At 42.0% G+C, this 12,825-nt stretch carries 11 protein-coding genes and 1 other annotated feature; of the genes, 5 read left to right on the top strand and 6 right to left on the bottom strand.

The annotated features are described in order from the left end of the window. The first annotated feature begins 435 nt into the window (after nucleotides 1-435). Nucleotides 436-1,095 (top strand): peptidylprolyl isomerase, encoded by a 660-nt coding sequence (gene slyD, locus L5M28_RS11000; protein ID WP_263196420.1) that lies wholly within the window; start codon nucleotides 436-438, stop codon nucleotides 1,093-1,095. A 237-nt stretch (nucleotides 1,096-1,332) separates the two neighbouring features. After that, nucleotides 1,333-1,704, top strand: a complete 372-nt coding sequence (locus L5M28_RS10995) for a hypothetical protein (RefSeq protein ID WP_263146093.1) — start codon at nucleotides 1,333-1,335, stop codon at nucleotides 1,702-1,704. A gap of 64 nt (nucleotides 1,705-1,768) precedes the next feature. Here the strand turns inward: L5M28_RS10995 and trpR are convergent, their stop codons facing one another. Further along, entirely contained in the window at nucleotides 1,769-2,044 is a 276-nt protein-coding gene (trpR, locus tag L5M28_RS10990) for a trp operon repressor (protein WP_028760799.1), read from the bottom strand. 190 nt (nucleotides 2,045-2,234) lie between these two features. On the opposite strand from trpR, the gene L5M28_RS10985 reads away from it, so the two are divergent. Beyond that, complete coding sequence (locus L5M28_RS10985) at nucleotides 2,235-2,684, top strand: c-type cytochrome (RefSeq protein ID WP_219250093.1); 450 nt, start codon at nucleotides 2,235-2,237, stop codon at nucleotides 2,682-2,684. Between the two features lie 73 nt (nucleotides 2,685-2,757). Here the strand turns inward: L5M28_RS10985 and L5M28_RS10980 are convergent, their stop codons facing one another. After that, nucleotides 2,758-3,450 (bottom strand): cytochrome b/b6 domain-containing protein, encoded by a 693-nt coding sequence (locus L5M28_RS10980; protein WP_219250092.1) that lies wholly within the window; start codon nucleotides 3,448-3,450, stop codon nucleotides 2,758-2,760. 299 nt (nucleotides 3,451-3,749) lie between these two features. Here L5M28_RS10980 and hpf point away from each other — a divergent pair, with 299 nt between their 5' ends. Together hpf and L5M28_RS10970 are read left to right on the top strand one after the other, a co-directional pair. Next, nucleotides 3,750-4,106, top strand: a complete 357-nt coding sequence (gene hpf, locus L5M28_RS10975; RefSeq protein WP_105249847.1) for a ribosome hibernation-promoting factor, HPF/YfiA family — start codon at nucleotides 3,750-3,752, stop codon at nucleotides 4,104-4,106. Between the two features lie 1,642 nt (nucleotides 4,107-5,748). Continuing rightward, nucleotides 5,749-5,865, top strand: a sequence feature (Phe leader region). A 41-nt stretch (nucleotides 5,866-5,906) separates the two neighbouring features. Beyond that, nucleotides 5,907-7,901, top strand: coding sequence for a chorismate mutase (locus L5M28_RS10970; RefSeq protein ID WP_263196422.1), 1,995 nt, complete (start codon nucleotides 5,907-5,909; stop codon nucleotides 7,899-7,901). Nucleotides 7,902-8,075: 174 nt separating this feature from the next. On the opposite strand, the gene L5M28_RS10965 is transcribed toward L5M28_RS10970, so the two are convergent. The 4 genes from L5M28_RS10965 to hcp all read right to left on the bottom strand — a co-directional run bounded on the left by L5M28_RS10965 (nucleotide 8,076) and on the right by hcp (nucleotide 12,821). Next, nucleotides 8,076-9,371, bottom strand: coding sequence for a cation:proton antiporter (locus L5M28_RS10965; protein WP_263165651.1), 1,296 nt, complete (start codon nucleotides 9,369-9,371; stop codon nucleotides 8,076-8,078). 43 nt (nucleotides 9,372-9,414) lie between these two features. Beyond that, nucleotides 9,415-9,750: a hypothetical protein gene (locus L5M28_RS10960; RefSeq protein ID WP_105249849.1), complete on the bottom strand. Its 336-nt coding sequence runs from the start codon at nucleotides 9,748-9,750 to the stop codon at nucleotides 9,415-9,417. A gap of 156 nt (nucleotides 9,751-9,906) precedes the next feature. Further along, a complete protein-coding gene (locus L5M28_RS10955; protein WP_263196423.1) occupies nucleotides 9,907-11,082 on the bottom strand; it encodes a hybrid-cluster NAD(P)-dependent oxidoreductase in 1,176 nt (391 codons plus the stop codon). A 74-nt stretch (nucleotides 11,083-11,156) separates the two neighbouring features. Next, complete coding sequence (hcp, locus tag L5M28_RS10950) at nucleotides 11,157-12,821, bottom strand: hydroxylamine reductase (protein ID WP_263196424.1); 1,665 nt, start codon at nucleotides 12,819-12,821, stop codon at nucleotides 11,157-11,159. Nucleotides 12,822-12,825: the final 4 nt, after the last annotated feature.

The raw sequence follows: 12,825 nt of genomic DNA, 5'->3' as shown, positions 1-12,825 counted from the left end.
TAAACAGAATTGCTTTTTTTACCCGCGCTTGTCAACCCCTAAAATGGATTATTTATAGGCAAATATTAACGCTCGATAAAATACTGCATCAAGATTCGTTAATATGAAGTTTTCTAGGGGTAAAAATGCGATTTACGCAATAGATAACTGTTAACGTCAACGTAATGCGGCACGAAAACCATTAGATAATCACTTGTTTTTAATATAATTATTTATAATACATTTTCAAGTAATGCGTTATTTGTTCTAACTCATCACTCAGGCTAAATTGACAGGCTAACGAGCAAAAATCACATTACTCATCCTTTCTACCGTAAAGCACCGACAAATTTGCCTAAAAAAAACCTGTGCGATATCTAACATAAGCCACTTCAAATTATCGCCAGCACTAAAAAAGCACGTTATTATGCGCGCACATTACGAATTGGAGGCGATATGAAGATCACTCAACACAGCGCGGTAACCATTCATTACCGTTTATCAGATCAAGAAGGCAGACTATTAGAAGACTCTTTCGACTCTGAACCTATGCTATATCTACACGGCACTGAAAACCTGATCCCAGGTTTAGAAGCCGCATTAGATGGTAAAAGCAAAGGCGAAAAACTCGATGTCACTATTAGCGCCGAAGAAGCCTATGGGCCTTATCACGATGGCCTACGTCAAGCCGTGCCATTAGAAGCCTTTGGTGATATCGAAGATATCGTCCCAGGTATGCGCTTCATCGCTGAAACTGAAATGGGTCAGCGCCCAGTTCAAGTCATGGAAGTGAAAGACGATGTGGTTATCGTCGATGGCAACCATCCTTTAGCGGGCCAATCGCTCAATTTCAGCGTCGAAATCGTTGACATTCGTGAAGCCTCAGCCGAAGAAATCGCTCATGGCCACATTCATGCCCAAGGTGGTTGTGGAAGCCATGGACATGATCACGACCACGGCGGTGGATGCTGTGGCGGTTCAGGTAAACAAGAAGCGGGCGGCTGTTGTGGTGGTGGTTCAGACCACGATCATGGACACCACCATGAAGAACACGAAGCCTGCGACACACCTAAAACAGGCTGTGACGGCAATGGCGGCTGTGGTTGCCGCGGCTAAACAAAGCCTGATACCAGAAGTTAAACGAGAAGTTGTTTATCCGTAAGTGATTAAACTGCCATGGTTTAACCTTTTAAAATGCACGCCCTTAATTTAAGGTCGTGCATTTTTTATACACAAGCGTTTATAATATTCGTAATAGATAAATAACTGACTGGTAAATTGAAGTATTCAAATTTTATATGAATATTTTCAATTAGATATTGATATCAACCTAAGTTAAGCGACGGAGTGCTTATGTTAACCAAACCCCTTTACGAAATTTTGCCTTTTGGCTACATGGCGCTCGGTAGTTCGAGTTTTATTGCACTCGACATCAACTATGCCTTGATAGCGGCAACTGTGGTATTTGTATTAGGTGCGAGGATCTACGTTATGCGTTCTCAAAACCGTCGAACAGACTCGGCCAAACGACGTAAATCGGGTTATCTTCCCGAGATAATTTATAACTTTATACCTTTTATCTATCTCTTAGCGGCGCTGGCTATCTTTAAATTCCTTCCCAAGGATCTTTACCCAATTCTGGCTATCTGTTTACTCAGCTACGGCTTATACATTCTGGTTCGTCGTTCCCTCTATCGTCGTCATAAGCTTCCCATCACGCCTTAAGACTTAGTTCTATTCACCACAATAGGAGCAGATGATATTCATAAGAGTTGTATCCAAGTGAACACTAACCAATTAGTTTTTGAACTTTCGCCCTATGCTCAGAAGACATATTCTTCAAATAATTAGAACAACGTGTAATCGTTGCAATACTGACTTCATATTCCGCAGCGATATGCCTTTGACTCATTTCCCCGTCTAGCAGCAATTGAAAGACCTTCAAACGTCCGGCAACGGCACTACGTTCTTCTTCGGTTAACAGTAAATGAAACAACACAGAAAGATCTTCATAATTGCTGTGGCTCAAAATTTTTTCTAATACTAGATCCCAGTTAGCTCGCATAATCACCCTCATAAGTACTGTTCAAGCATTACATTAGCAGTCTAACAGATTTCGCCTACTTACAAATAAATTGTTACGTTTAGCAGTCTGATCCAGACAAAAACTGACAAAATTGCTTCTAGTACATCAAGTTAATTTGTGTACAATAGACGTGCAATGTCACACTTCGACGCTAATTTGTGAGAATACGATGAAAAAATTACTACTTACTCTCGTTGCCAGTACCTTATTGGCTTCAACTGCACAAGCACACAATTTCGAAGACTCTAAAGATGCAATTGAATACCGCCAATCTGCATTTGGTCTTATTGCTTATAACTTCGGCGATATGGCTGCCATGATGAAAGGTAAAAAACCTTTCGAAGCAGAAACCTTCGCAATGCGCGCAACGAATGTTGCTGCATTATCCAAACTTCCTTTCGAAGGTTTTATTGATGGCTCAGACAAAGGTGATACCGAAGCCCTAGCCAAAGTTTGGCAAGACAGAGCTGATTTTGATGCAAAAATGAAAACCTTCCAAGAGAATGCTGCCATTCTGGCTACTGTAGCTCAAAAAGGTAATCAAGCTGAAATCAAACAAGCCTTTATGGACACAGGAAAAAGCTGTAAAAGTTGTCACGACATTTATAAGAAAGATTAATTTGACGTTGTTTTTCCCATCAAAAAGCCTGCTAAATAGCAGGCTTTTTGATGTTCCCAAACTGAGTATAAATCTACAGAACTTGCACTATTGGCCACATTAAATAGCCAAATACCACTGCCGCGCATACTGTGAACAGCACTAAAGCAAGCCACTCAGACTTGAATCGAAGCTCGCTCTTCGCACTTGATGAAAAAGCAACCTTCGAGACTTTCTTGTAACCACTGATCATAGCACCAACTAACTTATCCCCTTTCATGGCATGAATAATCACAGCCAGTACATGAATGACACTCAGCAAGAGAATAAGGTTAAAGTTCGTTTTGTGTAACCAAGTCAAAAAACCACTGGTATCTGAACTGACATAGCTATATAGCGGACCTTCGGTAAAAATATCATCGGTCGCAAAAAGGCCTGTTACTAATTGAAGGCTAATGATCCCAATCAACGCGATGACCATATAGCCACCGATAGGATTGTGTCCAAGTACCACAGACATCCCTTTAGTTCGAATCGATCTCAAGTAATCGAGTACAACTTTGGGGTGATGAACAAAGTGGCTAAACCTTGCCGTATCGCTACCAATGAGCCCCCAGAGGATCCTAAATCCAATAAGGATCAGCAAACTATAAGCAAAAATTTGATGCCACTGCATTTCGCCCGCATCGGCACTCCACCATAAAAGTGCCAACAGACACACCATGCCCCAATGGAAAATTCGCGTGGGTAAATCCCAGACCTTAATTTTAACATGTTCAGTATTCATAAAATGGGCAAACTCAAAGTGACCGAATGGAATAAGTAGAGGTATTTTATCGGGATTCGGGATGAAACTTAAAGTAAATATAAGTAAATAAGGGCAAAGACTGCGGAGTTATCCCATCGAATATGACCCCATTTAGCTGGCAATACAAGGCTTTTGGGCCAAGAATTATTGATATTTGTCTAAGTGATCAAATATCCAACGAACAGTATCTAATGGGCACAAAAACGTGATCTACATCTCGTTTTATAGTGCGAACCTTGGTAATCTGAAATCCAAGGAAACAACAGAAGGTTCGAAATATGCTAAAGATTACTAGCAAGCAACTTGAAGTCACATCTCCTATTCGCGAACGCATTGAAAGCCGTTTTGAAAAACTTTCAAGGCATGATGTGCAAATGATAAATCCCCATGTAATCATTACGGAGGAGAAACCTGGTTTCAAAATTGAAGCATCGGTTGGCATCCCAAATGGAGAACTCTTCGCTCAAGCAAAACATGAAAATTTATATACTGCGATTAACGCTATGGGCCAAAAATTAGAGAAGCAGCTCAATCGCATAACACACAAACCTGAAGCTCAACGCTCCACATCACTAACACCGACTAATAATGTTGTTGAAATTGACGACGAGTACGAGGAGGAAGATGCGGCATAATTTAAATCTGGTGAGTGCGAGAAACGCATCACTTTGAGAGCAATAAAGTAGAAATATTTAATCAGATCACAGTTTTTACAAAAGCTTAGTGCAATCATTTTAATGATGAGAAAAACAGTTCTTTTGACTAAATACCTACTACACTTTACAAAGTGACAGCAAGAATCGAAGTGGTGCGGATTTAAATCGTTTCAAATGTTGATTTACTTTAAATTTTGATTTACAAATATTGATTAACAGATCTTAAGTTCTAAGTAACGTTACTGGATATAACTAAGGAGCACTACTAATCTAAGCCTTATAGTTTTAAGCACTAAGGTTTTAAGTACCAAGGTTTACTGTTAATGATTAATTTTACTTATAATTTCTACGTTTAAAATTTCAAGTTTTACTTTCAACTAGGTTCCACTTTCAATAGCAAGTTTGGAAAAGGAGGCAACACAAAAGCGAACAATTTGATTTTAGAAACAATCAAGTATGTTGGCATTCACCAAAAGCAGTACTCAATTTTGACCCAATATCAGGATGAACACCAGAAACAGGCGGCATTGCTGAATACCAGAGTTAACATAAGGAGCCGAGTACAGTACAACGAGTACATTAGCAAAACCTTTAACTATCAAATTGTTTATATTCACAATGGAGGCTCAGGTAAACATAAACAAAAATCACATTTACAAAAGCTATATGAATAAAAGCGTTTATTGTAAAACGGGTCAGCACCAATACGTGCTAAACACTGAGATAAATGAGGTAACAACTGTCACGTTTAGTTAGATGTAGATTAGTTATATGAAGAGAGTCATATTTACACTGATATGTTAGTTAGCGTTTTTAGCGTGTGATTTAATGTAAGTGTTTAATGTAAGTGCAATACGTTGATTTGATTAAAAGTCATTAGTTTACTTAGTGTTATTTGTATAGTAAAAACTGTAAATCGTATAAATGTTTATTTATGTAATGTGTTAACGTTTACCATTAGTTGAGTTTTGATATTTATAGACACCTTAAATAATGTTTACTTATCAACTAAAAAGGAGGAAATCTAGACTTGACGAAAATTGTAATAACAGTAAATGAGAGCTTTTTATACGCTCCATGTATTAAAATGTTAGGTTTTAAAGTAAAAAGTAATAATGGTAATAATGTAAGTAGCAAGACCTAAACGCGTGACAAGGCTAAGCTGTTCTTACAGCAAAATGTACCTAGTACAACCAATGAGCCGTAAATCGTTTATTTTTAAATGTTCGTTTTGTTAGTGTTAGTTTTTAATGTTATAGCTCCATGCAAGTGTTAATTGTTAAAATATAAGTGCAAGACATGTCAACGTAAGTTCGCTGGTACTGCAAACTGCATAGTTTCAAGGTTATACGCTATGCCGCATAAAGTACTTGTTAATGTTCATTGTAAATGCAAGTCGTTATCTAGTGAGTTGTCAACGTTTTACTGTTACACGTAAATGTAAGATAAACGAATGTGTTACCTTGTCCCACACTGACCATAAGGAGGATAAACTCGCTTGACCATATATACATACTTGAACCAAACCAGCGCACCCTCGGGTGCGCTTTCTTTTTAGATTACCTTTAAGAAAGTTTTGATTGACAGCTAAGCCCTAGCCCTTTAGTTTTAAGACCATGAAAATGATAACTGCAGTTTTTTTTACTTTCTTTTTTACACCCCCACTCTAGGAGGCGGATTTACTGTGTAAAAACGAAAGTAAAAATCCAAAGCCTCCCAACTGGGAGGCTTTTTTGTCTTAAACGATTGATAAAATACATGGCGGCAATTGAGGTCAGAATGCATACACCACAGCCTTTAAATCAAACCCGAGAGCAGATCACCCATCTGGATAATGAACTGCTGGCATTACTCGCTGAGCGCCGTCGCTTAAGTTTAGAAGTAGCCCGTAGCAAAGAAGTGGATGTCAGACCCATCAGAGATACTCAAAGGGAAAAAGAACTGCTCGCTCGCCTCGTGAAAGAAGGCAGAGAGAAAGGATTAGATGCCCACTATGTTATCTCCCTTTACCAGAGCATCATTGAAGATTCAGTATTGAATCAACAAGCTTACCTTCACGGCCGCGCCAATCCAGAGACACAAAAACAACAGTATTGTATCGCTTACCTCGGTGCTAGAGGTTCATACTCTTATCTCGCAGCTACACGCTATTGCCAACGTCGCCAAGTTGAAATGCTGGACTTAGGTTGCCAAACTTTCGATGAAATAGTGCAAGCCGTTGAGTCTGGACATGCTGATTATGGTTTCCTGCCGATTGAGAACACATCTTCAGGTTCAATCAACGAAGTCTACGACGTGCTACAGCACACCAGTCTGTCGATTGTTGGCGAAACGACGATTGAAGTCAGCCATTGCCTACTAGGAAAAGCTGGCAGTAAATTAGCTGAGATCAAAACTGTCTATGCCCACCCTCAGCCTATTAGCCAATGCAGCAGATATTTAACTCAACACAAAGACTTGAGACTGGAATACTGCTCAAGCAGCGCAGAAGCAATGGAAAAGGTAAACCAAAGTCCAGATAACAATGCAGCAGCGATTGGCAGCGCCGAAGGTGGTGCACTCTATCAACTTGAGTCCATAGAAGCAGGTTTAGCGAATCAGAAGATCAACCAAAGCCGCTTTATCGTTGTTGCACGCAAAGCCGTTGCCGTACCAGAGCAGTTACCCGCTAAGACTACATTGATCATGGCCACAGGCCAAAAAGCTGGTGCTTTAGTGGAAGCCTTACTGGTTCTAAAAGCGCATCAGTTAAACATGAGTAAATTAGAGTCACGCCCGATTCCAGGAACACCTTGGGAAGAAATGTTCTATTTGGATATCGACGCGAATATCTCCAGTGAATCTATGCAGGCAGGTTTAAAACAACTAGAGCGGATCACCCGTTTTATCAAAGTATTAGGCTGTTATCCTTGTGAAACAGTCAAGCCCACACAGCTGAGCAACAGCCAGCTACTGATTGAGCCCAGCACCTCTAAGGATCAAGTCATCAGCGAAAATGGTGCTAATGCCAGTCCAGTTCGATATAGCAAAGCCTATAAAGAGCAAGCCAGTGAAATCAACTGTGGCGCAATGACAATCGGTGCAGGGCATGTCTGTGCCATAGCCCAAATCACACTGAATAATGACATTTCACATTTAGCATTATCGGCTTTCGAGCAGCAAATGAAGCAGCTTAAAGAAGCGGGATTCCAAGCCGTTTTGCTCTGCGCGGTTAATCAACTGACTATGGCAGAAGTTACTCTCGCTAAACTACGCCAAATCCTGCATCAATATGGCCTAGTGTGCATTATTGCCATAGCGCAAGAAGCCGATATGCCATTAGCAGTCCAGCACGCCGATATGTTATTCCTCGCAGGCAAGCAGATGTTTAACCAAACTTTACTGACTCAAGCTGGAACCCTACCGATACCATTAATACTTGAGCGTAACGATATGGCAAGTTTTGAAGAATTACTCACGGCAACAGAAGTCATTTTAAGCCAAGGCAATCAGCAACTTATCCTGTGTGACTCAGGCATTAGAACCTTAAATAACGCCAATCTACCTTCACTCGATTTAGCGAGTCTGATCCAGATTAAAGCCACGAGCCATTTGCCGATTTTGATCAACCCAAGTTATGCCGTATCAGATGATGCCCTATTGATTCAAACACAAGGTATTAAACAGCTTAAAGTGGATGGATTGATACTCAATTGTCCACTAGCTAGCAGTGATGACCATGAGTCGCTTAACTTAATAAGCGCTGTGGTACGGGAATTATATCGGGCGAACTAACGCTTTGATCTTGATTGATTTAATTTAAAGTGAAATGTGGTTAGTTCGAAGTGTGTTAAGGGATAAATAAGACATCTTTTATCCCTAATTGACTCAGACAAGCCTGCTAGCCAGTGTGATGACTAGCAGGCTTAATATTGTTTAGTATTGCAGCGCAGCGAGCTTTTATGCATTTTAAGAAGAGCCAACAGCACTCGATGGTTCAGTAACGGCATTACTCCTACGGATAAGCCCTGTCATAGTAGAGCCCTGCACTAGAATCGAAAATACGACGACGGCATAGGTCATCACTAACAACAACTCCCGCAGCTCCACACCACCAATAGCATCTATGACGATACCCTCTGGCAAACTCATCGCCATAGCGAGGGCTAATCCTCCCCTTAAGCCACCCCAAATCAAAATCGTCTCTGCATAGGGGTTGTATGACTTAAACAATCGAAAGCCTAAATAAGGTAATAACACACTCATTGCACGCGCCAACAAGACTATTGGTATAGCCACAAACATAAACCACCATAATGGTGCTTTGAAAGTGACTAACAAAAGCAATAAACCAAGCAATAGGAAGAGTAAGGCATTAAAGAAGGATTCAATCAGCGACCAAAAAGTAAATAGTTTCACTCGCTCGTTGCGAGCAAAAAACTTAGGCACACTGAAATTTCCTATGATGATCCCCGCACTCACCATAGCTAAAGGACCTGAAACACCAAGCACATCCGCCATGACATATCCCGCGGTTGGGATCAGCAGGGTAACCAGCATTAATTGCGTTTCTTCCTCGCAGTAGTGGAAAAAATGATGCAATAAAAAGCCAAGTACGCCACCGTAAATAACCCCACCTACCGCCTCACGAATAAATAACTCAGAGATATGGATAAACGTCAGAGGCTCGGTGGAGAAAGCCAATTGCGATATTGCCACAAAAATCACTAACCCTATGCCATCGTTAAATAAAGATTCTCCTTCTACTTGAATCGCAATATCTTCCGGCGCCCCCATTTTCTTTAAAATAGCCAAAACAGCGATAGGATCGGTGGGCGAAATCAAGGCGCCGAACAGTAAGCAGTGGCTGAATTCTAGCGGGAGACCTAGCATAGGCGCGAACCAAAATAACAGCTCACCTATAATAAATGTCGACAATAAGGTGCTTATAAAAGCAAGGATTAGGATCTCCCACTTTTGATGCCTCAGTATTTTTAAGCGGATTTGTAATGCGCCGGCAAAGAGTAAAAAACCGAGCATGCCATTGAGCAGTAAAGCTTGAAAATCGAGTTTCTCTAAGCCAGAGACAAAATACACATAAACGTCCCCACCTAAAGCCTTTCCCCCAAGGAGCAACAACAAACTCATTCCTAGGGCAATAGCAGTAATGGCCACAGTTTCCTGCAGTTTATGGACGCGAGAGGAGATAACCGAAGTCACTAGCGCCAATGCGCAGAGGACACACAGAATTTGGTAGCTGGACATAAGAGCCTCTAAAAATCATCAATTTAGAGACTCTAGCACAAGTTTAGATTTCTAAACCATCCAATAGACTTAACCACCCTTTAATGATCCTGTGGCAAAACCAAATGATCCCAAAGAGATAAATCGAAAGACTGAGCCAAGTCAGTGGAACGCAATAGCCGAGCACTAGTAAGCCAAGAAAGGCGAGATTAGAATGCCGTTGCCAACGTAAATGCGACGCCAATAATGGATTACCATGGAATTGGCGTTGGGAAACATTAATGAACAAACTTAGCAGCACAGGAAGTAATAATAAGGGAAAACCCGACATCAAGGCGTACAACAAATGTCCCAGAGTACGGTCTTCAATTTTTGCGGCATAAGTGGTTGTCATTGTCATTGAGAGACTCCAGCCAGACTAATAGACTGGGCGCAAACATCATACGCCCTTGTCATTAACCTTACGTTCTCACTGAGATAAGCGCAACTAAGGATTAGAAATATTTCCATCCATTTAAAAATAAGTCACAAGTAAATGACGCTAATTAGCAGCACGTTAAAGTTTAAGTGTCACGTCGGATGCTAATTTTGTGGAGCAAGCGAGTACAAAACCGGCTTCAATTTCTGCAGTAGTCAGTGTCATCACGCTTGTCGATACCGTTTCGCCCTCCAAGACTTGACACTTACACGCGCCGCAAACGCCCGAACGACAGGCCGCAATAATCGGCAACCCTTCCGCCTCAATTCCCTCCAGCAGACTTTGTCCTTGATTTAGCGTCGTGCTTCGATCGCCAATAGACAAGGCGAAAGCCACTTCTGGTGGGTTTTCACTCGTTCCATCTGAGGAGTTTGCTTGCATAAGCTGACTACGGGCAACTTTCTCGGCCGTGGCAAAACTCTCATGGTATAACCGACTCATATCAAAATTGAGTTCGACCAATAAGGCTTTTACCGCTTGCATATAAGGTTCTGGCCCACAAAGGTAGATAGTACGCTCTGCAAAATCAGGTACTAAGGTTTGTAGCATCTGTGCACTTAACCGCCCGAAATCGAATGCTATCTTTGGTGAACACCCCAGTGTTTCAGTGACAGTCTCAAGTACGTAGCTGAGCTTAAATGCATTAAAACGGTTGGCCATAGTCGCCAATGATGACTTAAAAATAATATCATTCTCTGATCGCGCACTGTGCACAAAGGCAATATCGGCATCAATTTGTGTATCAGTCAGATAACGCGACATAGAGTACATGGGGGTAATACCGCAACCAGCACTCAAAAAAAGGTATTTCTGCGCCGTTATAGCTAACAAATTAGCATCTAACTTTTCAGTCTCTGGCTGTTTATGGCTTAGCCGAGCAATATCAAACAGATTAAATTGCCCCGCGGGCGGCAGCACTCGTACACTCTGGCCGAGTAATAGATTGTCGATAAGATAATTAGATACGAGTCCACCCGCAACACGCTTAATCGTCACCATCAAGGAATAGGGCCTAGATGGCGATGATGACAAGGTATAACTGCGGCACACTTGCTCGCCATTAATCTCAAGCACAAAGGTCATAAACTGACCGGGTTTATAGTCAAACTTCATCGGCTCGCCCACTTGAAAACGAAAACTCACGACATCCGAGGTTTCATTCCAGCGTTCGACGCACACTAATTGATTAACACTTCCGGGTTTATGGGGCGAAACCGATAATGCCCGCGCTCCCGCTATCACACTCATGTTCATAGCATTTACCCACAAAACACCGCGGCCTCAGTAAACAAGCCAAAACCGCAGTTCAGCAACAATTCTTGGTTGATTTAAGCCACGTTTAACATATTTTTTAAATCGGCTTCGACTGTCGTGGTATTACGCAAGCCAAACTTATCTTCCAAAATTTTGGCTAAATTGGCCGTAAGGAACGCAGGTGGCGTCGGGCCTGTTCGAATATTTTTAACCCCGAGAGACAACAGTGTCAGCAGTACTACAATGGCTTTTTGCTCAAACCAAGAAAGCACTAAGCTCAGAGGTAATTCATTGATATCACATTCAAACACTTCAGCTAATGCAATCGCTAACTGAATCGCTGAATAGGCATCGTTACATTGGCCCACATCGAGCAAACGTGGAATACCGTTAATGTCACCAAATTCGAGCTTATTGAATTTGTACTTACCACAGCCTAGCGTCAGGATTATTGAATCCTTAGGTGTGGATTTAGCAAGTTCAGTGAAGTAGCTTCTGTCGGCTTTGTCGCCATCGCAACCGCCAACAAGAAAGAAATGCTTAATCGCACCACTCTTTACATTTTCAACCACGGCGGGCGCTGCGGCCATCAAGGCATTGCGGGCAAAACCAATAGTGATAGTGTGTGGGATTTCATCATAGATAAAGCCTTCTAAGGCTAACGCTTTATCAATGACAGCCGAGAAATCATCTCCTTCGATATGCACCACACCAGGCCAGCCCACTATGCTGCGAGTAAAGATACGATCACTATAACTACCCACATTTGGATCGATAATACAGTTAGATGTCATCACCACAGCGCCAGGGAAATTGGCAAATTCTTGCTGTTGATTCTGCCAAGCACTGCCGTAATTTCCGACAAGATGAGCATATTTTTTAAAGGCTGGATACGCCAGTGCAGGAAGCATTTCACCGTGGGTAAACACATTGATACCCTTGCCTACAGTCTGCTCGAGAATAAGCTCTAAATCCTTCATGTCATGGCCAGAGACTAGTATGGCTTTGCCCTTAACTGACTTAGTGTTGACCACAGTTGGCTCAGGATGACCAAAGGCTTGAGTTTCACCCGCATCCAGCATTGCCATTATGCGGTAGTTCAACTGACCTATGTCCATAGCCGTAGTAAACAGCTTATCGCCATCAACACTCGGCTCACCTAAGAAAGACATAATTTCATGGAAGCGCCCTGCCACATCAGCATCAGTCTGACCCAACACGCGAGCATGCTCCATATAAGCAGCCGCGCCCTTAAGACCATATAAACACAATAACCTCAATCCCATGATGTCTTCATGAACTTCATGCTTATCTTTATTCAGCAATGCAATCGGTGCCTGCGCTAGCATTTCAATCTTACTGGTCCCCAGCACTAACTGAGCGACTTGCGGCACTTGCTCAGCAGCAATACCGGCTTGTTCACAAGCCGCTTCGTAAGAAGCTTTTAACTGAGCACGATACTTAGCCGCCTGCTGGATATAGGCCATAATGCGCTCATCATCGAAGTTGACGTTGGTGAGGGTCGCGAAAAAGGCTTTAGGCACAAAACTATCAATTTCAGCATCGATAATGCCCAGCTCGCGAGCTTTAACCGCATATACAGACACGCCTTGCAGCATGTAAATCAGCAAGTCTTGCAGATCGGACGTTGCCGCCAACTTGCCACACATACCTTGGGAATAACTACAACCATTGCCAGCGGGTGTACGAATGGTTTGCTCACACTGAATACAGAACATGGAT

Origin of the sequence: Shewanella sp. SW32 (assembly GCF_025653365.1) — a bacterium.
GTDB classification, from domain to species: Bacteria; Pseudomonadota; Gammaproteobacteria; order Enterobacterales; family Shewanellaceae; genus Shewanella; species Shewanella oncorhynchi.
This window is presented reverse-complemented; position numbering and strand designations above follow the sequence as displayed.

Coding starts and splice junctions, on each gene's coding strand:
- trpR (WP_028760799.1), bottom strand. CDS start 2,044: ATGCGAGCTAACTGGGATCTAGTATTAGAAAAAATTTTGAGCCACAGC.
- L5M28_RS10970 (WP_263196422.1), top strand. CDS start 5,907: ATGCATACACCACAGCCTTTAAATCAAACCCGAGAGCAGATCACCCAT.
- slyD (WP_263196420.1), top strand. CDS start 436: ATGAAGATCACTCAACACAGCGCGGTAACCATTCATTACCGTTTATCA.
- hcp (WP_263196424.1), bottom strand. CDS start 12,821: ATGTTCTGTATTCAGTGTGAGCAAACCATTCGTACACCCGCTGGCAAT.
- hpf (WP_105249847.1), top strand. CDS start 3,750: ATGCTAAAGATTACTAGCAAGCAACTTGAAGTCACATCTCCTATTCGC.
- L5M28_RS10955 (WP_263196423.1), bottom strand. CDS start 11,082: ATGAACATGAGTGTGATAGCGGGAGCGCGGGCATTATCGGTTTCGCCC.
- L5M28_RS10965 (WP_263165651.1), bottom strand. CDS start 9,371: ATGTCCAGCTACCAAATTCTGTGTGTCCTCTGCGCATTGGCGCTAGTG.
- L5M28_RS10985 (WP_219250093.1), top strand. CDS start 2,235: ATGAAAAAATTACTACTTACTCTCGTTGCCAGTACCTTATTGGCTTCA.
- L5M28_RS10995 (WP_263146093.1), top strand. CDS start 1,333: ATGTTAACCAAACCCCTTTACGAAATTTTGCCTTTTGGCTACATGGCG.
- L5M28_RS10960 (WP_105249849.1), bottom strand. CDS start 9,750: ATGACAATGACAACCACTTATGCCGCAAAAATTGAAGACCGTACTCTG.
- L5M28_RS10980 (WP_219250092.1), bottom strand. CDS start 3,450: ATGAATACTGAACATGTTAAAATTAAGGTCTGGGATTTACCCACGCGA.